Source organism: Anaerotruncus massiliensis (ex Togo et al. 2026) (assembly GCF_900199635.1).
Lineage (GTDB): Bacteria > Bacillota > Clostridia > Oscillospirales > Ruminococcaceae > Anaerotruncus > Anaerotruncus massiliensis.
The window spans coordinates 545,317-570,303 of the sequence record NZ_LT962687.1; the positions used below are offsets into that span (position 1 = coordinate 545,317).

Annotated in this window: 31 protein-coding genes and 2 pseudogenes; 24 read left to right on the top strand and 9 right to left on the bottom strand. The window is 56.2% G+C overall.

The features are described from left to right. The 14 genes from C1A13_RS03160 to C1A13_RS03225 are packed head-to-tail and all read left to right on the top strand — an operon-like array spanning position 1 to position 8,031. Positions 1–231 carry a hypothetical protein gene (locus C1A13_RS03160; protein ID WP_101549017.1) on the top strand — a complete coding sequence of 77 codons (231 nt, stop codon included), beginning with the start codon at positions 1–3 and terminating at the stop codon, positions 229–231. Positions 232–234: 3 nt separating this feature from the next. Continuing rightward, on the top strand, positions 235–768 hold the full coding sequence (locus C1A13_RS03165) for a hypothetical protein (RefSeq protein ID WP_101549019.1): 534 nt from the start codon (positions 235–237) through the stop codon (positions 766–768). Between the two features lie 6 nt (positions 769–774). Continuing rightward, positions 775–1,062 carry a GPW/gp25 family protein gene (locus tag C1A13_RS03170; RefSeq protein ID WP_172439144.1) on the top strand — a complete coding sequence of 96 codons (288 nt, stop codon included), beginning with the start codon at positions 775–777 and terminating at the stop codon, positions 1,060–1,062. Continuing rightward, positions 1,059–2,150: a baseplate J/gp47 family protein gene (locus C1A13_RS03175; RefSeq protein ID WP_101549022.1), complete on the top strand. Its 1,092-nt coding sequence runs from the start codon at positions 1,059–1,061 to the stop codon at positions 2,148–2,150. Before C1A13_RS03170 ends, C1A13_RS03175 begins: the two co-directional genes overlap by 4 nt. After that, positions 2,150–2,728 carry a phage tail protein I gene (locus C1A13_RS03180; protein ID WP_101549024.1) on the top strand — a complete coding sequence of 193 codons (579 nt, stop codon included), beginning with the start codon at positions 2,150–2,152 and terminating at the stop codon, positions 2,726–2,728. The genes C1A13_RS03175 and C1A13_RS03180 overlap by 1 nt, the downstream gene beginning before the upstream one ends. After that, positions 2,728–3,576: a phage tail protein gene (locus C1A13_RS03185; protein WP_101549026.1), complete on the top strand. Its 849-nt coding sequence runs from the start codon at positions 2,728–2,730 to the stop codon at positions 3,574–3,576. Before C1A13_RS03180 ends, C1A13_RS03185 begins: the two co-directional genes overlap by 1 nt. Further along, complete coding sequence (locus tag C1A13_RS03190; protein ID WP_101549028.1) at positions 3,576–4,604, top strand: DUF6273 domain-containing protein; 1,029 nt, start codon at positions 3,576–3,578, stop codon at positions 4,602–4,604. The genes C1A13_RS03185 and C1A13_RS03190 overlap by 1 nt, the downstream gene beginning before the upstream one ends. 9 nt (positions 4,605–4,613) lie before the next feature. Continuing rightward, positions 4,614–5,558, top strand: coding sequence for a DUF6273 domain-containing protein (locus tag C1A13_RS03195; RefSeq protein WP_101549030.1), 945 nt, complete (start codon positions 4,614–4,616; stop codon positions 5,556–5,558). 12 nt (positions 5,559–5,570) lie between these two features. After that, complete coding sequence (locus C1A13_RS03200) at positions 5,571–5,963, top strand: hypothetical protein (protein ID WP_101549032.1); 393 nt, start codon at positions 5,571–5,573, stop codon at positions 5,961–5,963. Then, positions 5,960–6,184, top strand: coding sequence for a hypothetical protein (locus tag C1A13_RS03205; RefSeq protein ID WP_101549034.1), 225 nt, complete (start codon positions 5,960–5,962; stop codon positions 6,182–6,184). The genes C1A13_RS03200 and C1A13_RS03205 overlap by 4 nt, the downstream gene beginning before the upstream one ends. Next, positions 6,184–6,588: a carbohydrate-binding protein gene (locus C1A13_RS03210; RefSeq protein ID WP_101549036.1), complete on the top strand. Its 405-nt coding sequence runs from the start codon at positions 6,184–6,186 to the stop codon at positions 6,586–6,588. Before C1A13_RS03205 ends, C1A13_RS03210 begins: the two co-directional genes overlap by 1 nt. Before the next feature lie 48 nt (positions 6,589–6,636). Beyond that, complete coding sequence (locus C1A13_RS03215) at positions 6,637–6,930, top strand: phage holin (RefSeq protein ID WP_101549038.1); 294 nt, start codon at positions 6,637–6,639, stop codon at positions 6,928–6,930. Further along, complete coding sequence (locus C1A13_RS03220) at positions 6,923–7,717, top strand: glycoside hydrolase family 25 protein (RefSeq protein WP_101549040.1); 795 nt, start codon at positions 6,923–6,925, stop codon at positions 7,715–7,717. Before C1A13_RS03215 ends, C1A13_RS03220 begins: the two co-directional genes overlap by 8 nt. Before the next feature lie 2 nt (positions 7,718–7,719). After that, positions 7,720–8,031, top strand: a complete 312-nt coding sequence (locus C1A13_RS03225) for a hypothetical protein (RefSeq protein WP_101549042.1) — start codon at positions 7,720–7,722, stop codon at positions 8,029–8,031. 20 nt (positions 8,032–8,051) lie between these two features. On the opposite strand, the gene C1A13_RS03230 is transcribed toward C1A13_RS03225, so the two are convergent. Beyond that, complete coding sequence (locus C1A13_RS03230) at positions 8,052–8,261, bottom strand: hypothetical protein (RefSeq protein ID WP_101549045.1); 210 nt, start codon at positions 8,259–8,261, stop codon at positions 8,052–8,054. 400 nt (positions 8,262–8,661) lie between these two features. Here C1A13_RS03230 and C1A13_RS03235 point away from each other — a divergent pair, with 400 nt between their 5' ends. Both C1A13_RS03235 and C1A13_RS15185 read left to right on the top strand, forming a co-directional pair. Next, positions 8,662–9,141 carry a hypothetical protein gene (locus C1A13_RS03235; protein WP_101549047.1) on the top strand — a complete coding sequence of 160 codons (480 nt, stop codon included), beginning with the start codon at positions 8,662–8,664 and terminating at the stop codon, positions 9,139–9,141. A gap of 46 nt (positions 9,142–9,187) precedes the next feature. Then, positions 9,188–9,322: a hypothetical protein gene (locus C1A13_RS15185; protein WP_278277662.1), complete on the top strand. Its 135-nt coding sequence runs from the start codon at positions 9,188–9,190 to the stop codon at positions 9,320–9,322. 279 nt (positions 9,323–9,601) lie between these two features. Here C1A13_RS15185 and C1A13_RS03245 read toward each other — a convergent pair whose 3' ends face one another. The 5 genes from C1A13_RS03245 to dinB all read right to left on the bottom strand — a co-directional run bounded on the left by C1A13_RS03245 (position 9,602) and on the right by dinB (position 13,516). Next, positions 9,602–10,546, bottom strand: a complete 945-nt coding sequence (locus C1A13_RS03245; protein WP_101549052.1) for an ATP-dependent DNA ligase — start codon at positions 10,544–10,546, stop codon at positions 9,602–9,604. Continuing rightward, positions 10,546–11,346, bottom strand: coding sequence for a Ku protein (locus C1A13_RS03250; protein WP_101549054.1), 801 nt, complete (start codon positions 11,344–11,346; stop codon positions 10,546–10,548). Before C1A13_RS03250 ends, C1A13_RS03245 begins: the two co-directional genes overlap by 1 nt. Positions 11,347–11,415: 69 nt before the next feature. Further along, positions 11,416–11,979, bottom strand: coding sequence for an SOS response-associated peptidase (locus C1A13_RS03255; RefSeq protein WP_101549056.1), 564 nt, complete (start codon positions 11,977–11,979; stop codon positions 11,416–11,418). Position 11,980: 1 nt separating this feature from the next. After that, positions 11,981–12,259 (bottom strand): hypothetical protein, encoded by a 279-nt coding sequence (locus tag C1A13_RS03260; RefSeq protein ID WP_101549058.1) that lies wholly within the window; start codon positions 12,257–12,259, stop codon positions 11,981–11,983. Between the two features lie 15 nt (positions 12,260–12,274). Continuing rightward, complete coding sequence (gene dinB / locus C1A13_RS03265) at positions 12,275–13,516, bottom strand: DNA polymerase IV (RefSeq protein WP_101549060.1); 1,242 nt, start codon at positions 13,514–13,516, stop codon at positions 12,275–12,277. A 135-nt stretch (positions 13,517–13,651) separates the two neighbouring features. Between dinB and C1A13_RS15240 the strand changes: the two genes are divergently transcribed. Continuing rightward, the gene (locus C1A13_RS15240; protein ID WP_101549062.1) at positions 13,652–13,852 is read left to right on the top strand and encodes a helix-turn-helix domain-containing protein; all 201 of its coding nucleotides are present in this window, start codon (positions 13,652–13,654) and stop codon (positions 13,850–13,852) included. A gap of 68 nt (positions 13,853–13,920) precedes the next feature. On the opposite strand, the pseudogene C1A13_RS03275 reads toward C1A13_RS15240, so the two are convergent. The 3 genes and pseudogenes from C1A13_RS03275 to C1A13_RS03285 form a co-directional block, all read right to left on the bottom strand. Next, positions 13,921–14,121, bottom strand: a pseudogene (locus C1A13_RS03275) (manganese catalase family protein); the annotation flags it as partial. A gap of 6 nt (positions 14,122–14,127) precedes the next feature. After that, positions 14,128–14,379, bottom strand: a complete 252-nt coding sequence (locus C1A13_RS03280) for a spore coat protein CotJB (RefSeq protein WP_101549065.1) — start codon at positions 14,377–14,379, stop codon at positions 14,128–14,130. Beyond that, a complete protein-coding gene (locus C1A13_RS03285) occupies positions 14,372–14,575 on the bottom strand; it encodes a spore coat associated protein CotJA (RefSeq protein ID WP_101549067.1) in 204 nt (67 codons plus the stop codon). The genes C1A13_RS03280 and C1A13_RS03285 overlap by 8 nt, the downstream gene beginning before the upstream one ends. A 163-nt stretch (positions 14,576–14,738) precedes the next feature. On the opposite strand from C1A13_RS03285, the gene C1A13_RS03290 reads away from it, so the two are divergent. From C1A13_RS03290 to C1A13_RS03320, 7 genes and pseudogenes are all read left to right on the top strand, one after another. Then, positions 14,739–15,632: a VIT1/CCC1 transporter family protein gene (locus C1A13_RS03290; RefSeq protein ID WP_101549069.1), complete on the top strand. Its 894-nt coding sequence runs from the start codon at positions 14,739–14,741 to the stop codon at positions 15,630–15,632. 165 nt (positions 15,633–15,797) lie between these two features. Then, a pseudogene (locus C1A13_RS15080) lies at positions 15,798–15,929 on the top strand (AbrB/MazE/SpoVT family DNA-binding domain-containing protein); the annotation flags it as partial. A gap of 272 nt (positions 15,930–16,201) precedes the next feature. After that, positions 16,202–17,707 (top strand): type I restriction-modification system subunit M, encoded by a 1,506-nt coding sequence (locus tag C1A13_RS03300; RefSeq protein ID WP_101549071.1) that lies wholly within the window; start codon positions 16,202–16,204, stop codon positions 17,705–17,707. After that, complete coding sequence (locus tag C1A13_RS03305; RefSeq protein WP_101549073.1) at positions 17,697–18,908, top strand: restriction endonuclease subunit S; 1,212 nt, start codon at positions 17,697–17,699, stop codon at positions 18,906–18,908. Before C1A13_RS03300 ends, C1A13_RS03305 begins: the two co-directional genes overlap by 11 nt. A 48-nt stretch (positions 18,909–18,956) precedes the next feature. Further along, positions 18,957–21,971 (top strand): type I restriction endonuclease subunit R, encoded by a 3,015-nt coding sequence (locus tag C1A13_RS03310; protein ID WP_101549074.1) that lies wholly within the window; start codon positions 18,957–18,959, stop codon positions 21,969–21,971. A 12-nt stretch (positions 21,972–21,983) separates the two neighbouring features. Further along, a complete protein-coding gene (locus C1A13_RS03315) occupies positions 21,984–24,047 on the top strand; it encodes a DUF262 and DUF1524 domain-containing protein (protein WP_101549076.1) in 2,064 nt (687 codons plus the stop codon). Positions 24,048–24,088: 41 nt separating this feature from the next. Beyond that, positions 24,089–24,916 carry a hypothetical protein gene (locus C1A13_RS03320; RefSeq protein WP_101549079.1) on the top strand — a complete coding sequence of 276 codons (828 nt, stop codon included), beginning with the start codon at positions 24,089–24,091 and terminating at the stop codon, positions 24,914–24,916. Positions 24,917–24,987 lie beyond the last annotated feature (71 nt).

Genomic DNA, 24,987 nt, shown 5'->3' on the forward strand with positions numbered 1-24,987 from the left:
ATGACAGTCATTGGGACGGTATCCACTGCCGCGGGCGGGCTCTATCAGGTGATCGTAGGCGGCCGGCTTTCGGCGAAGATTCCTGCCGTGCGCAGCGCGTACCGGCTGGATATCGACTTTGAGGCAAAGAGTTGGGAGGAAAAGTCCCCGCAGGTTGGGGATCGCGTTCTGTGCATCTTTCCCGGAGAGGCGTATGTAGACGGCTGGATCGTCGGCATTTTGGAGGGATAGATTATGGTAGTCGGCAAGTTTGGCAGCCAGCAATTTGTGGTCAGCTCCTCGACGATCCTGCCGATCGGGGACATTACGATCAGCGCCGGCACGGGAACGTCGACCGAGAGCGCCGCTCAGGGAAAGAAAGGCGCGACAAAAGTCAGCGGTCCGAGCCTGCGTAAGGTAAGGCTGACCCTCCAGCTCAACGCCTCGCTGGGCGTCGAGGTCCGGACGGCGATCGACAGCTGGATGCAGCTGGCTGAGGCTGGAACGCCAAATCCGCTGATTATCTGCGGACAGGCGGTCAGCGCCAACAAGTTCCTGCTGAAATCGTGCAGTGCGAGTGACATTACAATCGTCAGATCCAAGGGGGCTGCAAAAATGGCGATCGCGAAAATGTCATTGGAGTTCGAGGAATACCTGCCGCCCGGGGCACAGACCGCGGCGTCCGGTAAAAAAACAGGATCATCCATCGCAGTGAATAATGCCTATGACATGCCGACCTCAGAGGAGAAGGGCGACATGAAGCGGGTGAATCCGGGAATGGGAGGATGATGGATTGTGGTTGTCTCCAGCGCGGGATGGATCGATTGGAGCGTCAAGGGGCGCGACCGCATCGCGCAGAACGTGCGGAACCTGATCAATACCTACCGCTATGAGGTCGCTTACCACCGAACGATGGGGCTGCCGGCGGAGATTATCGACGCACCAACGCCGGAGGCAATGGCGGAATTGGGCGTCGAAGTCCGGGCGCTGATCGCGCGTTATGAGCCGCGGGCAAGGGTAGAGGACGTCGTCTGCACCCCGGGCGAAGATGGAGAGATACAGGTGGAGGTGATACTGGCTTGATCAGTTTTTTGACGACGGATCCCAAGCAGCTGCTGGCTGAGGCGGTGAGCAGATATGAAGGGTATTCGGGCGAGTCCCTGATGCCGGGCGACGAGCACTACATCTTTCTGGCCCAACAGGTGGAGCTGGTGGTGGCCGCGCGTGAGGAGATCAACCGAATCGCGAACCAGAACCTGCTGCGGTATGCCGAGGGCGAAATCCTTGACGCCTATGGGGAACAGTTCGACGTGGAGCGCCGGCCGGCGAGTCATGCGACGGTAACGCTGGAATTTCGGCTTATGGCCGCATTGAGTTTTGACGTCCAGATCCCGCGCGGTGCACGGGTGACACCGGACGGCAAGCTGAATTTCATCGTCCAGGACGGTGCGGTAATCCCGGCCGGGGATACCGCGGCCCGGGCGGATGCTGTCGCCGAGGAGGCGGGAGCGTTGTACAACGGCTTTTTGCCAAACCAGATCCGCAGCATTGTGGATCCGATCGAGTACGTCGACAGCGTGACCAACGTAACGGCCAGTGCCGGAGGAGCCGACGTTCAGGACGACGACAGCTACCGGGAGCAGATTCGTTTGAGTTGGGAAGCGATCTCCACCTGCGGATGCAAAGAGGGATATGAATACTGGGCGCGGACGGCACCCTGGGATATTGTGGACGTTGAGGCAGTCAGCAATGCGAACAGCGAGATCACGATCTACGTCCTGATGGAAGACGCGTCAACTCCATCTCAGAAGGTGCTGGATGACGTGCTCGCAGCGACATCGGCGGATAAACGCCGCCCCTTGACTGATAAGGTCACTGCGCAGGCGGCGGTGACAAAAGCATACAACGTCCGCTTGACATACTACATCGATCAAAACGACGCAACTGACGAAGCAAAGATCAAAAAAGCAGTGGAGTCCGCGGTGTCAGATTACGTGGCCACGCAGAAAAGGTCGCTTGGAGGGAACCTGAACCCGGATATGCTGAGGAGGGCGATCCTGCGGGCGGGCGGATATCGGATCGACATCACCGAACCAGTGTTTACCGAGCTGCAGCCGCAGGAGGTGGCCGTGCCGGGTACCATCTCCATTACCTATGGGGGGCTGCTGTGATGATGAATTTGAAAAACCTTGACCTGTTGGGCCTTCAGACCGCATATATGCGCCGAGATTTGATCACGCAGGCGACGTGCTACGCACTCGAGCCGTTCTGGATTAGCCTGTCGGAGGTCATCAACATGGTTCTGGTCCTGCCGATGATCGACCACTTACCTGAAGCGGCGCTTGATGAGCTCGCTTGGCAATATCACGTCGATGCCTATGATGCGACAGCAGCACCGGCCGAAAAACGCAGGATGATCAAAAGCAGCTTTACGGTTCATAAGTACAAGGGCAGCGTATATGCCGTTAAACAGCTGGTGGACAGCGTGTTTGGCGCGCAGGCAAATATCGTCGAATGGTTCGATTACGATGGGCAGCCATATCATTTCAAGGTTGAGGTCTACTGTATTGACCGTGGAGCAGGGGAAGCTGATATCCGCCGCGCGGAACAGCTTGTCGAGGCGGGGAAAAATCTGCGCTCGATTCTGGATGAGATCCGGCTGGTTCTGATCGGCGTCGCGCAAACTGGAATTGCCGCAGCTGCAATTCAAAGCGAGGCCGTGACGGTCTACCCAAAGGAGGCGGTCTGATGGCGGAGCAGTATTATACGATTACGACCAACGCCGGTGATGAAGCGATCGCGGCGGCGTTGGCATCCGGAACCACGAAGACGTTTGTATATGGTGCTGTGGGTGACGGTGGTGGGAATTATTACGAGTTGACGAAAGACCAGACAGCACTGCGGGGTGAAAAATGGCGCGGCAACTGTGAAGTCTCCAAGGATCCCGGGAATTCCAAGCGAGTGATCGTCACGTTCTCAATCCCTTCGACGGTCGGTGGCTTTCAGGTGCGCGAGGCGGGCGTCTTTGACGCTGACGGCGTGCTGATGGGTGTGTCGAAGCAGCCGCTTTCGGATAAAGTTGCGCCAGACTCGGGCGCAAGCAAGGATATGTCGATTCGCCTGTATTTCGAGGTCGTCGATCCTGGTGCGGTGACGATCACGGTGGATTCGTCAGCGCAATATGTGCCGCGCTCGGAATTCGATGATCATGTAAGCGATACCGACATTCACATGGAGGTTGGAGAAAAGGCGAGCATTGCGACACACTTGGCAGATAAGATCGCCCATATCACAGGTGATGAGCGCAGAGGATGGAACAGCAAGGCCTCGGCCGCAACCTACACCGTCTCCCTTCCCGCTTCCGGATGGACGGGAAACGGCCCTTACACGCAGGCGGTATCCGTTGCGGGAATCCTCGCGGACGACCGGCCCATCTTCGGCCCCGTCTACTCGGGGACGAATGACGAGAAGATCGAGCAGTCGATCATGGCGGGGTTCGTGTCCTCCTGTGAGACGGCGGCGGGAAGCGTGACCTTTACGGCCCTGCTGGCGAAACCGGAGGTTGACCTGACGATGCAGTTAGAGGTGATCCGGTAATGGCACAGGGTATCCCTATCCTGAAAGACGCGCCATACAACGTCCTGACGGTGCCGAACTATGTCCGCAGCCTCGTGGTGACGACGAAACCGGCGCAGGTCATCGCGGCATACACGGCCCCGCCCGGTGTGGAGGCATGGACGGTCTACCGTCCCTCTGCGGAAGGGGTCCCGGCGCATCCCTATGACGGCTGGCGCGTGGTGACGCCGCTCTCCGGGGACGCGGAAACGACCGTCGCGGTGACGCTCACGGAACATATCGTGAACGACACCGAATATGTCGTGCGGGTATTCATCCGGGGGAGGTTGGGGTTCCAGACGAGGGTTGGGGGAGCGGTGGCAACGGCGACGCCGGTTGCGGGAATCCCTCTTGGAGAATGGGAGCTGGGTTCGATGATCAATGTTTCGCGCGGCGGTGCAACTTGCTTATGGCGTAAGGTATCAAACAGTTATAACGGCAACGTCGAAATCATCCCACTTTGGTTAGAAACCATTACAGAGTCCCGCGCTGCAAAATATAACAGTATTTCCACGAGCAATGGGGTCAACACATCGGCGTGGGAACAATCGGATAACAGGACTTATCTAAATGGAGACTTCTATAATGCTTTTGATCGCAAAGATTTGATCGTATCCACCCGCGTTCCTTCCACATCGTTTTATGGCACCGGAGGGACGAACAACGACGCAAGCAAACGGCAGATTGTATACACAGATGACTTCGTTTTTCTCCCGTCCTCTACGGAAATAGACGGAAGTACCCCTAATTACGGTAAAACTGAGGGTGCTCAATTTGCGTTTCTTACCAACACGCAAAGGCGCGCCCCAGTTGGGGCGCAAAATTACCAGCTTCGCACGCGATATCCCTACGGCCCATCCTCTTATGACGGAATGGTGGACGCGAGCGGAACGGTCAGCGGTAACGGCTCGGGGAAAACGCTGGGTATCCGCCCGGTCATCTGCCTGCCAGCAAGCACGTTGATCTCCCCGGAACCCAACCCCGACGGCAGCTACAGTCCAATACTGTGAGGTGACATGATGGCAAACTACAACGTCTTAACCCTGTCGGAGCCGGTGACGGACTTCGTTGCGACGACCTCCCCGGAAACGATCAACGTACAATGCAGCCTCACGGAGGACGCACAGCGCAAGAGAGTGTGGGCGGTCTGCAAGGCCGGGGGAGTACCGGCGCATCCGTATGACGGGGTGCGGGTGCTCATGACCGGGGATTCCCTCGTGACGGCGATGATCTCGGGCCTCGTCAACGACACCGAATACGGCGTGCGGTTATTCGTGGAAGGCAAATTCGGATACCAGACGGCATTGGAGGGGGCCACGGCGGCGGCGACACCGAGGGCGGGGCAGTACTTGGGGGACATGCCAACAGAAACGGTAATCAATTTGCCATACACGGACGCAGGCTACTTCCAAGGTGTCTTGATTACGATGGATCATGCCGGGTTCCCCGCAGATTCAGTGACGTTATGGGGAACCGCTGTATATGAAAAGATATCAACCACCTATAGCAATCTGGTTGATACACTTAATACGGCATTGGACGCTTTCAGTGACCGGCTTGCCTGCGCGGATAAAATCATGCCCACCACTTCAAGATGGTCTTCGTACGTAACTGCCGACCGGACATTTCGCGCATTCCTCTTATCGAGCACTGAGATTGCAGCGAACTGGTCATCCAGTGATCCGGTAAACGGCACCCTTATTGACTATTTCTCTGGAGATGCTTCGGCGGCGAAGGCGAAGCGCGTAAGAGGACAAACATATTACACACGAAACCTCGGACCGACATCGACATCGGGAAAATACTACAGCTGCGTAGTCACCTCGGACGGAGGGGCGGTACTGAACGGCGGTCAATCCGGTTCGACAAGTACGAGTAATTGGATTGTACCCGCGCTCAATCTCCCAAAATCTACACTGGTAAAAACTGAGCCCAATGCGGACGGGTCTTATGATCTGCTTTAAGGAGGCATCCACATGATCTACACAAACACCGGGACCACCATCCCGGCGACCCTCACCGACGCGCCAACGGCCTACAAGGACGGCGTGACAGACGCCCTCTGGCACCCGGCAATTACCCTGACCTTCGACCGCGAGATCACCGACGCCGAAATCGCGGCCCTGCTCGCGGGAGCGGTGAGCATCCAACAGGACGACGGACGGTATCTCACGGTCTACACCCTCGACGGGCGGCGTATCCGGCATCACCCCACATCGGTGACACTGCCCTACATGGCAAAGGCCACACAGGAGAGCCCCACGGGCTTGCAGCGGGAGATCACCGGACGGGAGCTGGCCCTCGCGGCGGCAGAACAGCGGTACACAGCCGCAGTGCTCCACGCGGCGGCGGAAGGAGGAACGACATGACCTACGATGAGATCAGCGGGAGGTATGGCAAACGCTACCTGACGGACAAGCAGCTTGACGGGATGGGGGCCGCAGAGGGCGACCCGGAGATCACCGAGAACTGCGTGGCCGTCGGGTGGATCACGCAGGCGCAGGCGGACGCAATCCGGGCGGGGGCCGCCGACCCGGAGAAAGCGGACATGCGGGCGGCAATTGATATCTACGAAGGAGGCGGTCAGTGATGTATGCGGAGAGGGCGGCGGCCACGATGGCAAGATACCGGCAGACGGCGGCGACGGCCACGGACGAGGCGGCGGTAAAGTCCCCCGAGCTCTTCCCCGTGTGGGACGCGGGCGGCGCTTCCTATGCCGTGGGCGACCGGGTGCGGTATGGCGAACTTCTGTACAGGTGCCTGACGGCGCATACCTCGCAGGAGAGCTGGACGCCCGACGCGGCCCCGAGCCTGTGGGTGCGCATCGACGACCCGGCGGTCGAGTGGCCGGAGTGGCGGCAGCCTGCCGGGAGCACGGACGCATACCCGAAGGGGTCGAAAGTGTCCCATAAGGGTAAGCATTATATCAGCCAGATCGACGCGAACACCACCGAACCGGGGACGGACGAGCGGTGGTGGAAGGAAGCAGAATAACGCAAAAATGCCGCCCTTTGGCGGCACATGTGAAAGGAGCTGCTACATATGAAAATCAACTGGACAGTCCGAATCAAGAACCCGCTCTGGTGGGCGCAGATGGCCTGCGCCGTCGTCCTGCCCATCCTCGCATACTTCGGCCTCGCGTGGGAGGACATGACGACATGGGCGTCGATCGGCGGCGTGCTCCTGCGCGCGGTACAGAATCCCGTTGTGGTGGTGTCCGTGCTCGTCAGCGTGTTCAATGCCCTGACCGACCCGACCACCGCAGGCGTGAACGACAGCGTGAGGGCCATGACCTACGAGACGCCGCACAAGGATACGGAGGCGGGCAATGGCTGATGTGATCGCACGGGGGATTGATATCTCGTCCCACCAGGGCGATATCGACTTTACCAAGGTCAAGGCGGCGGGCTACAGCTATGTGATCATCAAGGCGGGGCAAGGGCTGCGGGAGATGCAAACCTTCAAGGGCAGGTATCTCCCCGCCGTACTCGCGGCCGGTCTCGATTGGGGCGCGTACTGGTGGAGCGATGCGGTGACGGTTGACGAGGCCGGGACGGAGGCGCGGGCATTCGTCAAGGTGCTTGACGGCCTCCGCCCCACATACCCGGTGTACATGGACCAGGAATACGAGTCCCCCTGCGGCAACGCTTGGGGCGTGGGTAGGGGAAAGCAGCTTCGCACCGACATGGCAAAGGCGTTTTTGGGCGTGCTCCAGGACGCGGGTTATTATGCGGGGCTGTACGCCTCGAAGGATTGGCTCGATTACTGGGTGGACGCGGGGCAGCTTACCGCCTATGACAAGTGGGTGGCGCAATACGCGCCCTGCTGCACCTACCAGGGAGTGTATGGCATGTGGCAGCGGACAGGCGGAGGGACGTGCCCGGGGATCAGCGTGCCGGTGGATATCAACGAGTGCTACCGGGATTACCCCGGGATCATGCGGGCGCACCGGCTCAACGGATGGACACCGCCCAGCACGCAGGACAAGCCCGCAGAGGCCCCGGAGGAAGAGACGGTAAGAATCCCGACAGAAGAGCTGAAGGCCGCTTACTCAGCCTTGCAAGCCGCTCACGACGCAACCGGGGAGGCAATCGAAAAGTTAAAGAAGATGCTGGGGGTGTAGGCATGGACGACATCGAGCGCCGGGTGATCGAAACGGAAGCGCGCAGTAAATCCAACTGCAAGCGGCTGGATAAGCTCGAGGAAAACACCGAGGCGGTACAGAGGCTGGCGACATCGGTTGAACTGCTGGCGCAGAATATGCGACAGATGACGGATGAACAGGTCAGACAGGGTGAGCGCCTCACGGCACTTGAGATGCAGCCCGCGAAGCAGTGGAACACCATGAAACGGACCATTTTTACCACGGTGGTGTCGACGATTGCGGGCGGGATTGTCGGAGCGATGGTCACCTTGCTTGCGGGTGTGATGGGTTAAGAAAACGGGGCGGCTTCTGGTTATTCCGGTTGCTGCCCCGCTGTTTTCATATCCTCGTCGATCAGCTTATTGATGTACTCGTTTCGGCTCATGCCCCTCGCTCGGGCATAGGCTGTTATTATGTCGCCCTTTCCCTTTTCAACCGTAAGAAGAAAGCGATCAAATTTTAGCCGGTTATAATCATCCTTTGATAACCTTTGGCCATCTACAACATAGGGCTTATCTACCATGTTTATCACCTCAAAGCTATTATAGCACATTCGCGCCGATACTGATATCACTAAAATACACAAATCTGATATCAGTATTTCGGTGTTTTGTCAATAGGCAATTACTGATATCAGTAGTATAATATAGACAAGAGGTAAGGCAAGGGGCCATGAAAGGAGGATGGCCCGTGACGAGCAAAGAGTTTGACCGGCTCCCACAGGATGATCGGCAAAGGCTCTGGCAAGAGGCAAAAAATAAAGCGGCCAGTTGCGCTAACAACTAACCGCATAGCAAAGACCCAGTAGCACGACCAACTAAGCCCCTTGCCTTGCTTCTATTATATCAGACCGCACGATGAAATACAAGCCCGCCCCGGAGGAACGAGGGCAGTACGATTGATAATTTGAGGAGGACACGAAAATGAAAAGAGAGCAGTTTTTAAGAAACCGTCTGGAGATGGCCTCGCATAACCTCATGTGCTATTCTGCGAACTATTCAATGACGGAGCCAAAGGAGGGGTTCGAGGCGGAATACAAAGAAGCCTCCGAAGAAGTGGAAATGCTTCAAGCGTGGCTCAAGGAGTTCCGCGCTGATCGGATTGATGCTATGAGAGAGTTCATCGGGCATATCAACGGCACCCAATATGGTAAGACATGGGACGGCGAACCCTGCGCAACAGAAATTGAGTTCGAGGTTGACACCGGTGATTGGTACACTAGAGGCGATGTGCGGCTTTTCCATCTTGGCGTGGAAGTGCAGGGCTGGTTCATCGGAGAACACAACGCCTGTGGAAAATACGACATCGAAAAGGACCGCAGAGACAGCCGCCTGCTGAAAATCACGGTAGACTCCATCAACTGCGTCCGCTACATCGAATGGGTTGTCAACGAAGAACAGTAAAGTTCACCCCGCCCCGGAGGTCACGAGGGCAGAAAAGGAGATTACCATGGATTACAAGCGCACAATAACGGAACCAGACGGCACGCACATCATCATCTATCAGGACAACGGATGGGAGCAGCATATCAAGGTCTGCGACGACGGGAGCCGCGAGGAGTGGCTGGAGCCAGACCACCAGTAACAAGACAACCCGCCCCGGAGGTTACGAGGGCAGAAAGGATAAGACGATGAAAGTAAGAGAGCTTATAAGCAAATGTCATTTGTACCCCGGGCAGCACACCACGATCCATGACCGTGGTGGAACCAAAAAGAAGTATGTTAGCACAAACCGCTATGCTTTTAAGTTGGGCAGTGACATCACCGAGTACCTGCTCGGTTTGAAGGTCAATAGCTTTGAGTGCAACGAATCTGGGTTGACCATTAACGCAGAGTGAAAACATGCCGCCCTTCGGGGCGGCTTTCATTTTACCACTTTGCATTCATGAGCGGCTTTGTCGTCGCGCAATCCCTTGAACACCGGCTGCCGCATCCCTCCGTTTGCGGTCCGCTCCATGAACTTCACCGTGCATACGAGGTCGGGGGTTATCCACTCCGCCTGTTCGTTTCCGTGGCCCGCCGGTACTTCCATAGCGGGCGCGGCGACGGTATTGTGCGCCTCGATGCGGCGGAAATCCTCCCCGGACACCCCAAGCGTCACATGGCCCTTGTAGACGAGCGCGGGGCCGTCGTACTGCCCCAGCACGATGCTCGTCATGTGGTCGGATTTGCGGATGTATCCGCACACGACGAAATCGTCGTCCAGCAGGTTCTTGCACTTGATCCAATCCTTTGTCCGCTTGTCAAGATAGTACCGGCTGTCCCGGCGCTTCGCGACGATGCCCTCCAGCCCCGCCCGCTCGGTGAGCTTATACAGCTCGACGCCGCCCCGCTCGACGACGCGCGAAACCGCCATGCGCCCGCTTTCAGAAACCGTCCCGCGCAGGATGTCCTTGCGTTCGGTGAGCGGCAGGCCGGTGAGCTGCGCCCCGTCCAGATAGAGGATATCGAACGCGACAAAAGAGGCCGGCAGCTTGTCGGCGGCCAGCCTGATTTTGAAGGGATTGGACATGAGCGAGCGCCGCTGCACCTCGGAGAAGTTCGGCTTCCCGTCTTTGAGAACGATGTATTCCCCGTCGAGGATGCACCGGCCCTTCGCCTGCCGGTGGAGTTCCGACAGCTCGGGAAAGATCGGGAGCATCCGCTTGTTGCGCTTGTTGCGCAGCTCGGTTCCGTGCTTTGGGTCGAGATAGACGATCGCCCGTTCGCCATCCAGCTTCAATTCGTAGAGGAAATCGGGGTCGTCGAACGCTTCCGCATCGGCGCCGATCAGCATCGGCTTGACGTCCTTCTCGTCGAAGATATCCATTACGCGCCCTTCTTCGGCCTGCCGCGCTTCGGCTTTGCGGGAGGCTCGGCCTGTTCAATGCTCGCCTTGAGCGCGTCCATGAGGTCGATGACGTTGCCCTGCTGCTCCGCTGCGGTGGCGACGATCTCCTGGCCGGCGATCTTCTTCGCGATCAGGTCGCGCAGGCGTTCCTGATACTCGTCTTTGTAAGCGGCGGGTTCAAACGGCTTCTCCATCGAACCGATGAGCGTCTTGGCCATCGTCAGTTCCGCGTCGCTGACTTCCGGATGCGTAAACTCCTTGGGCAGCTCCTTGATCTCGGCGGCGTAGAACATCGTCTCGATCAGGATGCCGTCGTCGGTGGGGATGATGCAGAGCAGCGTCTCGCTGTTTCCCATGACGGTCTTTGCGATCGCCACCTTATTCTCGTCCCTCATCGCGCGGCGGAGCAGCTCGAACGCCTTTTCCCCGCCCGTCTCAGGGACCGCGTGGTAGGTCTTGTCGTAGTAGATGGGGCGGATGCTCGAAAGATCGCAGAAGTGAAGGATCTGGATGCTTTTGTCCTTCTCGGTTTTGATGCGCTCAAACTCGTCGTCGGTGACGACCACGTATTTATCCGGCTCATACTGGAAGCCCTTGACGATATCCGAGCTGTTAATCTCCTTGCCGCAGGAGGCACAGACCTTCTTGTAACGCACCCGGCTCATATCGTCCTTGCACAACTGGTTGAAACGGACGTCGACGTCCTGCGTGGCCGTGTACAGGCCGACGGGGATGTGCACCAGCCCGAAGCTGATAGCGCCTTTGTGGGATACTGCCATACGATCACCTCGGGCATATTTTACCCGGATGAATATCAAAAATCCTCCCGCTTTTGCGGGAGGATTGATTTATGAGGCGGTCCGTTCCAGCATTGGCGGAACCGCGCGGAGGATCTCCATCGCGGCCCCGAGGCCGCCGATCCACTCCGCGATTCTCGCGCGGGGGAGCACCACCGGCATCCGGTTGTGGACGTCGGCAATGGATTCGTTCGCGGCGGTGGTCAGGATGACATAGCGGGGTTCCCCGGCAAACTCGTTGTAAAGTCCCGCCATGTAAAGCGCATCCTCGCCGGGCAGGCGGAAGCGGTATTTGGTCTTGTCCGCCGCCCACTCGTAGAAGCCGGTGGACGGGATCACACAGCGGCGCTGCTCGAGGCACTTGCGGAACATCGGCTTGTCCGGGGCCGTCTCGGCGCGGGCGTTGATGACCACTCCCTTTTTATCGAAGCGCGGGAACCCCCACGCCAGCAGCTCGGGCACGGGTCGGTCGTCCCCGGCGACGAGCACCGGGGCGACGTTGGTCGGGTAGATTTCACCCATCTTGAATTCCCCGCGCTGCCGCCGCTCGACCTCCCGGACGATCTCCCGGATTTCGTCGCTCTCTTCCTGACTGAAATTGTACCGTCCGCACATATCAGTTCTTCGCCTCCACAAACCATTTATTGTCGTCCTCCCGCCAGACGTAGCTGACGGCGTATGCGGGCTGCCCTTCGGGCGTGTCCCACACGACCCGCACCTGATAACGGATGCCGCTGCCGCCCGCCCGCATGGACGCGGCGCGGCGCACATCGAGGACGCGTTCCACCTGATATTGTGTCCCGTCCTCCCATTCGATAACCTCGGGGGAGATGCTTCCGTCCGTGCCGAAGGTGGCGTTGACACGCACGTAGACCTTACGCGCCAGATCGTTCATTGCACAGCGTCTCCTTTAAAAATATCCGACCGGATGGATGATGTGGTCGGCCTTCGGGTCGAAGCCGGTCAGGTCCGTGTCCTGCAGCAGGGCTGCCCGCCGCACGCAGCCGTTGCCGAACCGCCGCCGCAGGCCGTCGACCGTCCGCTCGATCTCGGCCAGGTCCTCCCGCTTTTGATAATCGTCGTACATGTCGAGCTGCACCGGGATATCGTCGTGCGAAAAATCCGTCACCGAGACGCCGATGCTTCTGACCGGTTCATCCCACCGGTAGTTTGCCCGGAAAATCTCCATGGCGGCGGCGGTGATCTCAGAAGACAGGCAGGTGGGACGCGGTAGCTTCCGCTGCCGGGTGAAGCTCTGCAAACCGCGGTCGCGGACGCTGATGCACACCGTCTGCCCCACGAACCCCTGTTCCCTCATCCTTGCGGCGACGCTCTCGGCCAGCACCCACAGGACCAGTCCGACGTCCCCGTCGTCCTCGAGGTCGCGGGGGGTGGTGCAGCTGTTGCCGATGGATTTGATCACGGCCAGTTCGTCGAATTCCGCGACGGCGGCGCGGTCCTCGCCGTTGGCAAACGCCCAGAGTACGTCGCCCCACTTGCCGAACCACCTGCGCAGGTTCGCGGGATCGACGGCGGCAAGCCTGCCGATGGTGGTGATCTGCCGGGACGCCAGCTTGCGGCTGGTAGCCGGGCCGACATACAGCAGGTCGGAGGCGGGGAGGGGCCACGCGATTTCCCTGTAGTTGTCCCGGCTGATGACCGTGACCGCGTCCGGCTTTTTGTAGTCGCTGCCGAGCTTTGCGAAAATCTTGTTCCAGCTCACGCCGATGCTGACGGTGATTCCCAGCTCGAACCGGATGCGGCGGCGGATTTCCTCCGCGATCTGCGGCCCGCCGCCGAAAATGCCGGTGCTTCCACTCACGTCGAGCCATGCCTCGTCGATGCCGAAGGGCTCCACCTGCGAGGTGTACTCCATAAAGATTTCCCGGCAGAGCCTGCTGTACCGCAGGTAGAGCGGATAGTCGGGCGGGACGATGACCAGACCGGGGCATTTCTGCCGCGCCTGCCAGAGCGCCTCCCCGGTCTTGACGCCATACCGTTTGGCGCGGTCGTTTTTGGCGAGGATGATGCCGTGGCGCTGCTCGACGTCGCCGCCGACCGCAAGGGGTTTCTCGCGCAGGGCGGGCCGGTGGAGCGCCTCCACCGACGCATAGAAGGAATTGCAGTCGCAGTGTAAAATCGTGCGGTCCATCGGGTCACCTCCTCGAATCGGAACGTATGTTCTTATTGTAGGATGAACCGGGCGCGAAAACAAGCGGAAAGTGTTGGCAGGCCATACACATTATAGTAGAATCGAACGAGGCGGCCCGCAGAAAGGGAACGCGTCATGTTGTCAACGACAATCGGAGTGAATGTCAGAATGAGCAGATTGGAATTGGGATGGTCGCAGGAACGGCTTGCATTTACTTCGGGGGTGTGCGTGCGCACGATCAGCGCAATCGAGTGCGGAACCGCAAATCCCACATCGGACGTGATCGAAAGCCTCGCTAGGGCGCTGGGGGTACCCGTGTCCCGGCTTGTCGCATAGAGATTCGCATGGTGTAAACTTCGACAGCGGGCCGCCTCTCAGCTGCATTTACATTGATATAAACTACGAGCCAATTCTTCGGTGCCGATGTCGGTGAGCATGCCTTTTACCTGCGCGTAGGGCATCGAATAGCGCTGCTGAAGATAGCGGGTCGCGGCGCCCATTTCACCGTCGGGGCCGCCGACCTGGCTGATGATGAATTTGGCCAGCGCGGGGTTGGGACGTTTGATCTTAACGGGGTATTCCAGTTTCTTTTCGTATAACCACATGATGTACTAAGCCTCCATTTCCCAGGGCCACGGATCGTCCACCCATGTCCATCTGTTCGGGTTGCAGTTTTCACGCATGGTCAGCGGCCCAAACTGCTGGTTATAGAGCGCAACCGCTTCATCGCGCAGTTTTTTGTGTTTCTCGTAGTATGCCAGAGCGGGCTGGCAGGTGGGGTGACCGTCCAAATAGAGGACGACTTCGGTAATCGCAAAGTCATGCATCTGGATCTGCTTTAAAAGCCTCTGACGTTCACACACAAGGACACGCCCCCTCTAAAAAAGGTTTGTCGAGCCCGGGGAAGATCGTTCCGCGGGAAAGTCCCACTTCCGCCTCATAGACGGGGCCCCACTGCTGCCATGGCGAATAGGTCATGGACAGGGCGGGCATCACGTCGGGCCAGCACGGGTCCTGCACCTGGACCGCGTATGCGCCCATATCGGGTTTGAGTACCATATCCGAATTTCTCCTTTACCAAAACGGTTGGGGTGTTGACCCCCTCGATTCATACTATGAGTGGCCGTTGATTGTGTGATTTGGATTTGTATGGATGAGAAAAACGTGTTAAAATAGGGGACAATGATAACCGGATAAAAATGTGACGGAAGGGGATGTTTTGATGGAAAAGGAGCGGGATACCCAAATTTCACAAAAAGCGCTGGAAGCGATCCGCGTGATGCAGCAGACCGAGATTACCGAGTATGCCACCTATAAGGCGATCGCGTCCCGCCTCAAGGACGGGAAAAACAAGCAGGTGCTCAACCGGCTGGCGGAGGAGGAGCTCGTCCACTGCAATATCTGGAAAAAATACACCGGCGAGGAGATAAAACCGCAGGGCCTGAAGGTGTGGTGGCGCAAGCTGCTTGCAGGGGTGCTCGGCTTTACCTTCACGATCAAGCTGATGGAGAACCGGGAGGACGTGGCGCAGCACGACTACGCCGCGCTGGCCGCGGAGGTGCCCGAGAGCGCCGAGGTCATGGCGCAGGAGGACGCGCATGAACGGGCGCTGATGGACCTGCTCGACGAGGAACGGCTCCAGTACGTCGGGTCGATGGTGCTCGGGCTCAACGACGCGCTCGTCGAACTGACCGGAACCCTCGCGGGGCTCACCCTCGCGATGCAGAACACGCGGATCATCGCGCTGTCCGGGCTGATCACCGGCATCTCCGCCACCCTCTCAATGGCGTCGAGCGAATTTCTCTCCGCCAAGAGCGAGGGCCGCAAGGACGCGCTCAAATCCTGCGTCTACACCGGCATCGCCTACTTGGTCACCGTGGCGCTGCTCATCCTGCCCTACCTGCTCTTTCCGCCCAAGGGCTATCTGTTCGCGCTCGGCACCATGCTGGCGGTCGTGGTGCTGATCATCGTCATCTTCAACTACTATATCGCCGTCGCCAAGGACCTGCCCTTCAAACGCCGCTTCGCGGAGATGGCCTGCATCTCGCTGGGCGTCGCGGCGCTCTCCTTCGTCGTCGGGCTGCTCGTCAAAATGTGGCTCGGCGTGGACGTCTGACCGGAAACGGTTTACGCGTTTTTCCCGCAGCGGGCGGCCGAATGGCCGCCCGTATTTTTTGGACTTTTGGCGTGCCATAAGATTCCTGCGAATCCGTCGAAGCCTTCCACATAAATCCGATTTTGCCAGTCAATAATAACCTTGCCGAACATACCATATTTTCAGATAGAACAAGGAGGAGCAATTCGGATGAAAGCCACAGGAATTGTAAGGCGTATCGATGACCTGGGACGCGTGGTCATCCCCAAGGAAATCCGGCGAACAATGCGTATCAGGGAGGGCGATCCGCTGCTGATAACACGGACACAGTGGGAGAGCTACTGCTTTGCCATGCTGGAGCTGGCAAAACGGGCGGGGATATAGGGGTACATAAAGGCCCGTCAGGGAAAGTAAATGCTTTCCCTGACGGGCCTTTTTCCATATCACATAAAGAGCAAACGAGCTTGTGCTTTTGCTGCTTATCCTGTATAATTTTGTAATAAGCATCAGAAATACATATTTCCATGAAAAAACTTTATCGCTGGCAGGCAGTTGTGAAGGTCGGCGGCGAATGATGCGGAGGACTTTTTATGGCAAACGGAAGCAACAATACAGCGAGCATCGGCTTTGAGGAGCAGATCTGGGCGGCGGCGGACATCCTGCGGGGGAACATGGATGCCGCCGAATATAAGCACGTGGTTCTGGGGCTGATCTTCTTAAAATACATTTCAGACCAGTTTGACGCCCGTTTTCAGGAACTGCGCGATGAAGACGACGACGTGGAGGATAAGGACGCCTACACAGAGGTGAATGTGTTTTTTGTGCCGCCGGAAGCCCGATGGAAAGTAATTGCCGACGCTGCCCATACCGAGGAGATTGGCACGGTCATCGACAACGCCATGCGGGCAATCGAAAAGGAGAACAAACGGCTGAAGGACGTCCTTCCCAAAACATACTCCCGTACAGAGCTGGACAAGCGCCGTCTCGGGAATGTGGTCGACCTGTTCACCAACATCCAGATGGTGGAGCATGGGGCGGAGAAGGATATTCTTGGACAGGTCTATCAGTATTGCCTTCAAAAGTTTGCCGAGCAAGAAGGAAAGCGCGCGGGAGAATTTTTTACGCCGTCCTGTGTGGTGCGGACGCTTGTGGAGGTGCTCCAGCCGTTCCAGGGGCGGGTCTACGATCCCTGCTGCGGCTCGGGCGGTATGTTTGTGCAGTCGGCGGATTTTGTCCGCCACCACGCCGGAAATATTGGAAATCTCTCAATTTACGGGCAAGACGCCAACCCGACCACCCGCAAAATGGCGATCATGAACCTTGCCATCCGCGGGATTGAAGCCGATCTTGGCAGCTACAACGCCGACACGTTTCACAACGACTTGCATAAGACCCTAAAAGCGGATTTTATTATGGCAAACCCGCCGTTTAACCTCTCGGACTGGAACGACGGCTCGCTGAACGACGACCCCCGTTGGAAATACGGTCTGCCGCCTGCGGGAAACGCCAACTTCGCGTGGCTCCAGCACATGATCTGGCACCTTGCGCCGGGCGGCAAGATCGGCATGGTGCTGGCCAACGGCTCCCTGTCCTCCCAAAGCGGCGGCGAGGGGGACATCCGCAAAAAGATCGTGGAGGACGATCTGGTGGAAGGCATCGTCGCCATGCCCACACAGTTATTCTACACCACGCAGATTCCCGTTTCGCTGTGGTTTATCAGCCGCAATAAGAAGCAAAAGGGCAAGACGCTGTTCATCGACGCCCGCAAAATGGGTACGATGGTCAACCGCCGCCTGCGCGAGATGACCACGGAGGACATCGCCAAAATCGCCGCCACATTTCAGGCGTTTGACGATGGGACGCTTGAGGATGTAAAGGGCTTCTGTGCCGCCGTGTCCATGGAGGAGATCGCCAGGCAGGATTATATCCTCACGCCTGGGCGCTACGTCGGCATCGAGGAGCAGAAGGATGACGGCGAACCCTTTGAGGAGAAGATGACGCGGCTGACAGGGGAACTGTCGGAGATGTTCAAGCGTTCCCATGAGCTGGAGGAGGAGATTCGCAAAAGACTGGGGGCGATTGGGTATGAGGTCTGATTGGATAAAAAGTACAATTTCTGACATTTGTTCATTAGTTACGGATGGCTCTCATTTTAGCCCCAAAAGTGTTGACGCAGGCAAGTTTATGGTTTCAGTCAAAGACTTTACTTATGACGGTTTTGACTTTACATCTTGTCGCCAGATAAGTGAAAAGGACTATATGATACTTGAAAAGAATGGTTGTGTGCCGGAATACAACGATATATTGATAGGTAAAGATGGCGCACGTTTCTTTGAGGATATAGTGATTTACAGGCAAAGTGAACGCCCGGCACTCTTATCCTCTATTGCTATTCTTCGGTGCAATATGGCCAAGGTTATACCAGAGTTTCTATACTATACCTTAAAAACGCCTGATTTTCGAGCAGATGTGCGAGACAATTATGGTTCAGGCTCTGCAATTCCCCGCATAATCTTAAAAGATTTTAAAAGGATGCCTGTTTTATTGCCCCCAATAGAAGTCCAACGAGTTATTTCCGATACGCTTTCATGCCTTGATGCTCGGATTGCTTTAAACAAAAAGATAAATCATCATTTAGAGCAGATGGCGCAGGCCATTTTCAAATCGTGGTTCGTGGATTTTGAGCCGTTCGATGGAGTGATGCCGGACGATTGGCAAGTCGGGCATCTCACTGATATTGCCGACTACCTCAATGGCCTTGCAATGCAGCGGTTTAGACCTACCGAAAGCGAGGTGGGAATGCCTGTCCTTAAAATTAAAGAACTGCGGCAGGGCTCGTGTGATGCACAAAGCGAGCTCTGTTCACCCAACGTCCGCTCTGACTATATTGTTCATGATGGCGATGTGATTTTTTCATGGTCTGGTAGCCTCCTTGTTGATTTCTGGTGCGGTGGTGACTGTGGTCTAAATCAACACCTTTTCAAGGTTACGTCCCGCAAGTACGACAAGTGGTTTTACTACGCCTGGACTTGTCACCATCTCGCCCGGTTTATAACAATGGCGGCAGACAAGGCAACCACAATGGGGCACATTAAGCGGGAAGCCCTGGAAAACGCCGAAGTCATCATTCCTGACGGGGACAGCTACCGCCAGCTTGGAGGCCTACTCACTCCACTATACGAACAGATTATTAACAATAGGGTCGAGAGCCGCAAGCTGTCCCTGTTGCGTGACGCGTTGCTACCCCGCCTGATGTCCGGCGAACTGTCCGTTTCCGATCTCGACGACGCTAAATGATGGTATACCACCTGTGCGCGTTGTACCAGAACGAGAGGAGGTCTTTCCATGGCATATACCGAGGCCAACTATGAAAACGCGGTTATCGAGGTGTTCCGCGACACGTTGGGGTACAACTATGTCTATGGCCCCGACGTGGCCCGCGACTACGCCGACCCTCTGTTTATGGACGAGCTTTTGCCCGCCTTGCGCCGCGTCAATCCCAAGCTGCCGGAGGCGGCACTGACCGAGGCGGTTTACAAGCTGCGGAATTTTGAGGGCGGCACGGTGCTGCAGAAGAACATCCAGTTCATGGAATACCTCCAAAACGGTGTGTCCGTCAACTACTACGACAAGGGCGAACAGCAGGCGGCCTTGGTGTATCTCGCGGACTATGAAAACGTGGAGCACAACACCTTTACCGTCGCCAACCAGTGGACAATCACCGAGAACAGCGAAAAGCGCCCCGACGTGATCGTATTTCTGAACGGTTTGCCCGTGGTGGTGTTTGAGCTGAAATCTCCCTCCCGCGAGGAGACAGACGCCTCCGAGGCGTTTCTCCAGCTGCGGAACTATATGCAGGAGATTCCATCCCTGTTTATCTACAACGCATTCCTTGTCATGAGCGACCTCGCCACCTCCAAGGCGGGAACCATCACAGCCGGCGAGGACCGCTTTATGGAGTGGAAAACCAAGGACGGCAGCTACGAAAACACGCAGTACGCCCAGTTTGACACCTTCCTTGAGGGGATGTTCGACCGGATGCGGCTGCTTGATATCATCAAAAACTTTATCTGCTTCTCCGGCGATGCAAAAATTCTCGGCGCCTACCACCAGTATTTTGCCGTGAAAAAAGCGGTCGCCTCCACCGTGAACGCCACCGCCACGGACGGCAGGGGCGGCGTGTTCTGGCATACCCAGGGCAGCGGCAAATCGCTGTCCATGGTCTTTTATGCCCATTTGCTGCAGAATGCGATGAACTCGCCCACGATTGTAGTCCTCACCGACCGCAACGACCTGGACGACCAGCTTTTCGGGCAGTTTGCCAAGTGCGCCGACTTCCTGCGCCAGGTGCCGCAGCAGGCCGAGAGCCGCACCCACCTAAAGGAGCTGCTGGCGGGGCGGCAGGCGAACGGCATTATTTTCACCACGGCACAGAAGTTTGAGGAGGCCGAGGACTGCCTGTCTGAGCGGCGAAATATCGTTGTGATGGCGGACGAGGCCCACCGTAGCCAGTTTATTGATGAAAAGGTGGACAAGAAGACAGGCCGCATCCAAAAATCCTTCGGCCTGATTATCCGCGAGAGTCTCCCGAACGCCACCTACATAGGCTTCACCGGAACGCCGATTTCCAGCAAGGACCGTTCCACCATTGAGGTCTTCGGAAATTACATCGACATCTACGATATGACCCAGGCCGTGGAGGACGGAGCCACCCGCCCCGTTTACTATGAGAGCCGCGTCATCCACCTCAAGCTGGACCAGGACGTCCTGCGGCTGATCGACGCCGAATACGACATCATGGCCCAGAACGCCGAGGACTACGCCATCGAAAAGAGCAAAAAGGAACTGGGCAGGATGGAGTCGATCCTGGGCGCGGAGCAGACCATAACCGCCTTGTGCGAGGATATCGTCAAGCACTACGAAGAAAACCGGCAGTATGAGCTTACGGGCAAGGCCATGATCGTCGCCTATTCCCGCGCCATCGCTATGGACATCTACCGCAAGCTGCTGGAGCTCCGCCCTGGGTGGGCCGAAAAAATCGGTGTGGTCATGACAGAGAGCAACAAGGACCCCGAGGAATGGCGCGGGATCATCGGCAACAAGCACCGCCGCGACGAGCTGGCGAAGCGCTTTAAGGACGATGGCGACCCCATGAAAATTGCCATCGTGGTGGATATGTGGCTGACGGGCTTTGACGTACCGTCCCTCGCCACCATGTATGTTTATAAGCCGATGGCGGGACATAATCTCATGCAGGCCATCGCCCGCGTCAACCGCGTTTACAAGGATAAAGAGGGCGGCCTGGTGGTCGATTACATCGGCATCGCTTCGGCGTTGAAGCAGGCCATGAACGATTACACCAACCGCGATAAAAATAACTACGGCGATCCAGACATCGCAAAAACGGCCCTGCCGAAGTTCATGGAAAAGCTGGAGGTCTGCCGCGATTTGCTCCACGGTTTTGACTACTCCGGTTTTATGCGGGAGAATGCAACCGACCTCTCCCGCGCCAAGGCGATCAGCGGTGGCGCAAACTTCCTGTCGGGCGTTGAGGAGGAAGAGCGGCGCGAGGCGTTTATCGAAGAGGCCATGCTTTTGCGCCAGGCGCTTTCCCTCTGCCGCTCGCGCCTCACACCGCAGCAGCGTTATGAAGCCGCCTATTTTGAAGCAGTACGGACGCTTCTCACCCGGATTACCGGCGAAGGCAAGCCATTGTCCTTGAAAGAAATCAATGCCCGCATCAACGAATTATTGAAGGCGAGCATTCAAAGCGAGGGCGTGATCAATCTATTTTCGGACGTGGACACCGGATTTTCCTTGTTCGGCCCAAAGTTCCTTGATGAAATTGCCAAGATGAAGGAAAAGAACCTCGCCGTCGAACTGTTGAAGAAATTGCTTGCTGAACAGGTTTCCCTCTACCGCAGAACAAACCTGGTTAAGAGTGAGAAGTTCTCTGAGTTACTCTCCCGCGCCATGAAGGCGTACCTTAACGGGATGCTCTCCAATGAGGAGGTCATCGCCGAACTGATGAAGATGGCAAAGGAGATGGCGGACGCCCAGTCGCAGGGCAACGCCATGGGCCTCACGAGTGAGGAGCTGGCATTTTATGATGCTCTGACCCGTCCCGAAACGGTGAAGGATTTCTATCAGAACGAAGAGCTTGTGGCGATGACCCACGAGCTCACGGATTTGCTGCGCAAAAACCGTACCATTGACTGGCAGAAGAAAGAATCGGCTCGTGCCGGAATGCGCCGCATGGTCAAGAAACTGCTGCGAAGATATAAATATCCGCCGGAGGGTATGGAGGACGCCATTGCCACGGTCATCGGACAGTGCGAGATGTGGACGGACAATGAATAGGGGGCGGTGGGAATGAACGCTTTCAAAAGCAACATTTACAAATATCTCGGCGGGACGTGCCAATACCTGATACCGCTGTATCAGAGAACCTATAGTTGGGGACAGGAGCAGTGCGTCCGCCTTTGGAGTGACATTGTCAATCTCCACAACACGCGTCGGGAGGGACATTTTGTCGGTTCCATAGTCCGCATTGACGAGGACTCGGCGGCAGGATCAACCCTCGCCATGATCATAGACGGGCAGCAGCGGCTTACAACGCTGACCTTGCTGCTGATTGCCCTGCGGGACTATGCACGGACAAATCCCGACTGTGGGGTAAACCCCAATAAAATTACAGATACACTGCTATTAAACCAGTACGAGGCAGGGAATGCCAAGTATAAATTGCTCCTGACGCAGTCCGACAGGGACGCGCTGATCAAGAAGATCGAAGGAACGCCGGTCCCTGACGCCCTCAAGTCACGCGTGCTTGACAATTATGAATTCTTTGCGGGGCAAATTACCAGATTGGAAATCTCCCCCTCCAATCTTTATGACGCCATCGGGAAACTGCAAATCGTAGATATCGTCCTTGACCGGCAGTATGATGATCCACAGGCGATCTTTGAGAGCCTGAACTCCACAGGTATGAATTTAAAGGACTCCGACCTGATCCGCAACCACCTGCTGATGGGCCTGGACTCCGTAACCCAGGCGGACGTTTACAACAACATCTGGCGACCGACGGAATTGCTCTTTGATTATGAGCACCAAAGCGAGGTGCTGGACAGCTTTTTCCGCGATTACCTCACCATGAAGCTCGGCAGAATTCCAAGAAAGAACGAAATTTATAAGGAGTTTCGCGCTTACCATAATGGCAGCGGGCTGACTATCCGCGACCTTTGCCAGGATATATACGCTTTTGCCAGGTACTACTCGGATATGTACTTTGTAAGAAGTGACGACGAAATTCTAAAATCACTGTACGGCGACATGAGGGCAATCCGTATGGAGGTTGCCTACCCATTCCTGCTGAAAGTTCATGAGGATTGCAAAAAGGGCCTGTTAACCGCCTCCGAGCTGCGGGAAATTGTGCAGCTCTGCGTGAGCTATGTCTTGCGCCGGGCTGTGTGTAATATCCCGACAAATTCACTGAACAAGACTTTTGCCACAATGAAGAATGATATTCGGACGGACGATTACCTGAACTCTGTAAAGGCTTTCTTTGTTTTACTTGATTCCTATAAGGAATTCCCAACTGATAAACAGTTTTTATCTGAATTCTTATCCAGGGACATCTACAACATGAACCGATGCCGCTACATTCTCAGCCGGCTTGAGAACTGGGATAATAAGTCCGTTGTGTCTCTGGAGAACTTAACAATCGAACACATTATTCCACAGAATCCACATCTGTCCGCCGAGTGGATCGCCGCGCTCGGCAGCGACTGGAGCGAGATTCAGAAAAAGTATCTGCATACCATTGGGAACCTAACTCTGACAGCTTACAACTCTGAAATGAGCGACTCGTCTTTCTCCGAAAAACTTGATATGGCAGGCGGTTTTAAGGAAAGCGCCCTCCGGCTGAATAAATACGTTGTGATGCAGTCAACCTGGGGAGAGCAGCAAGTAACGGAGCGCGCCGACAAGCTTGGAGAACTGGCTCTAAAAGTCTGGCCGTTCCCGACGTTGACCGAGACAGAACTTTCCACGTACCGCAAGCAGAATGAGGCTCCGCAGCAATACACACTCGATAGCTACGACCAAATAAATGCGTATAACAGAATGCTATTTGAGAAATTAAATACGAGAATTTTCAATCTCGGTACATTTGTAAAACGAGAATTTAAGAAGCTCTACGTTGCCTATAAAGCGGACACAAACTTTGTGGATATTGTCATTCAAAAATCCCGGCTCCGCCTTTCCTTAAATATGAAATTTTCTGAGGTCATTGATCCAAAGGGGCTATGCAAGGATATTACAGAACTCGGCAGGTGGGGTAACGGCGATGTGGAGGTCGGAATGGATAGTCTTGACCAGTTAGATGATATTATGGCTCTGATTGAGCAAGCATTTCAAAAGCAAGAGATGGATTAACAAAATCTTACAGTCTTGTTTTGATACAGTGGAGGTGTGCCATGGAGAAAACACTTTTGGATCTTGACCGTATCCCCACGCTGGACGAGCTCCGCACCTTCTTCCGGGAGAACGATTTTTCTTCCGCCGCCTACATCGATTTGGACTATGACAAATTGGACGGCGACGCCGTAGAATTTCTGGAGCACGCCAAGTCCCTGATGGACGAGCACTGGGAACCGCTCTCCCGCGAAATGGGGCTTAAATCCGCCTCCTCCTATTATGGCAAGGACAATCCGTTGATCGCTCTGCGGGACAACATGGAGAATCTGGCAGCGGGCGGTGTGCTCAAGCTTTTGGAGGAGCACCCGGAACGGGCCGCTGAGATTTTGTCTCAGTTTGATTTGGATAATCCAGATATGGACCGAAAGGCTGATGACCTCCTGCACAGCGCGGTGGAGACACTGATGCAGGTCACCGACTATAAAACAATGGCCGAAGTGGTTCAGGCGGAGCCGGCCAATGAGGACTTTAATCATCGCAGGCCTCAGAATTTTCGCGCACAGGATTTTGACCGCAAGTGGAATCACACCCGCGCAAAAATGGAGGTGGCCTCTCTGGACGAATTGCAGGACGCTGTCAGCGAGGACGAGGGGAGTGCCGCATTACAAATACCGGACCCGCAAGTCGATGTCGAGGCGGAGGCCTCCACGAGTGTCATGCAGAAAAATTTTTGGAGTAGTATTTCAGAGGAGGATAGAAGGTTGCTGCAAATGCGAATGCAGGGATTGACACAAAAAGAGATTGCCCAGCGCCTCGGTTATCAAACCCACAGTGCTGTTGCCAAGCGGCTGCAAAAGTTAAAGACACTGTTTGAGCAATGCGCGTAACGACTGCCCGCCGATTCATTTCGGCGGGCAGTTTTTGCGTTTAAAAATATTTTGTGGAGCACAGGAACATT

Coding starts and splice junctions, on each gene's coding strand:
- C1A13_RS03160 (WP_101549017.1), top strand. CDS start 1: ATGACAGTCATTGGGACGGTATCCACTGCCGCGGGCGGGCTCTATCAG.
- C1A13_RS03165 (WP_101549019.1), top strand. CDS start 235: ATGGTAGTCGGCAAGTTTGGCAGCCAGCAATTTGTGGTCAGCTCCTCG.
- C1A13_RS03180 (WP_101549024.1), top strand. CDS start 2,150: ATGATGAATTTGAAAAACCTTGACCTGTTGGGCCTTCAGACCGCATAT.
- C1A13_RS03185 (WP_101549026.1), top strand. CDS start 2,728: ATGGCGGAGCAGTATTATACGATTACGACCAACGCCGGTGATGAAGCG.
- C1A13_RS03190 (WP_101549028.1), top strand. CDS start 3,576: ATGGCACAGGGTATCCCTATCCTGAAAGACGCGCCATACAACGTCCTG.
- C1A13_RS03195 (WP_101549030.1), top strand. CDS start 4,614: ATGGCAAACTACAACGTCTTAACCCTGTCGGAGCCGGTGACGGACTTC.
- C1A13_RS03200 (WP_101549032.1), top strand. CDS start 5,571: ATGATCTACACAAACACCGGGACCACCATCCCGGCGACCCTCACCGAC.
- C1A13_RS03205 (WP_101549034.1), top strand. CDS start 5,960: ATGACCTACGATGAGATCAGCGGGAGGTATGGCAAACGCTACCTGACG.
- C1A13_RS03210 (WP_101549036.1), top strand. CDS start 6,184: ATGTATGCGGAGAGGGCGGCGGCCACGATGGCAAGATACCGGCAGACG.
- C1A13_RS03215 (WP_101549038.1), top strand. CDS start 6,637: ATGAAAATCAACTGGACAGTCCGAATCAAGAACCCGCTCTGGTGGGCG.
- C1A13_RS03220 (WP_101549040.1), top strand. CDS start 6,923: ATGGCTGATGTGATCGCACGGGGGATTGATATCTCGTCCCACCAGGGC.
- C1A13_RS03225 (WP_101549042.1), top strand. CDS start 7,720: ATGGACGACATCGAGCGCCGGGTGATCGAAACGGAAGCGCGCAGTAAA.
- C1A13_RS03230 (WP_101549045.1), bottom strand. CDS start 8,261: ATGGTAGATAAGCCCTATGTTGTAGATGGCCAAAGGTTATCAAAGGAT.
- C1A13_RS03235 (WP_101549047.1), top strand. CDS start 8,662: ATGAAAAGAGAGCAGTTTTTAAGAAACCGTCTGGAGATGGCCTCGCAT.
- C1A13_RS15185 (WP_278277662.1), top strand. CDS start 9,188: ATGGATTACAAGCGCACAATAACGGAACCAGACGGCACGCACATCATC.
- C1A13_RS03245 (WP_101549052.1), bottom strand. CDS start 10,546: ATGGATATCTTCGACGAGAAGGACGTCAAGCCGATGCTGATCGGCGCC.
- C1A13_RS03250 (WP_101549054.1), bottom strand. CDS start 11,346: ATGGCAGTATCCCACAAAGGCGCTATCAGCTTCGGGCTGGTGCACATC.
- C1A13_RS03255 (WP_101549056.1), bottom strand. CDS start 11,979: ATGTGCGGACGGTACAATTTCAGTCAGGAAGAGAGCGACGAAATCCGG.
- C1A13_RS03260 (WP_101549058.1), bottom strand. CDS start 12,259: ATGAACGATCTGGCGCGTAAGGTCTACGTGCGTGTCAACGCCACCTTC.
- dinB (WP_101549060.1), bottom strand. CDS start 13,516: ATGGACCGCACGATTTTACACTGCGACTGCAATTCCTTCTATGCGTCG.
- C1A13_RS15240 (WP_101549062.1), top strand. CDS start 13,652: ATGTTGTCAACGACAATCGGAGTGAATGTCAGAATGAGCAGATTGGAA.
- C1A13_RS03285 (WP_101549067.1), bottom strand. CDS start 14,575: ATGGTACTCAAACCCGATATGGGCGCATACGCGGTCCAGGTGCAGGAC.
- C1A13_RS03290 (WP_101549069.1), top strand. CDS start 14,739: ATGGAAAAGGAGCGGGATACCCAAATTTCACAAAAAGCGCTGGAAGCG.
- C1A13_RS03300 (WP_101549071.1), top strand. CDS start 16,202: ATGGCAAACGGAAGCAACAATACAGCGAGCATCGGCTTTGAGGAGCAG.
- C1A13_RS03305 (WP_101549073.1), top strand. CDS start 17,697: ATGAGGTCTGATTGGATAAAAAGTACAATTTCTGACATTTGTTCATTA.
- C1A13_RS03310 (WP_101549074.1), top strand. CDS start 18,957: ATGGCATATACCGAGGCCAACTATGAAAACGCGGTTATCGAGGTGTTC.
- C1A13_RS03315 (WP_101549076.1), top strand. CDS start 21,984: ATGAACGCTTTCAAAAGCAACATTTACAAATATCTCGGCGGGACGTGC.
- C1A13_RS03320 (WP_101549079.1), top strand. CDS start 24,089: ATGGAGAAAACACTTTTGGATCTTGACCGTATCCCCACGCTGGACGAG.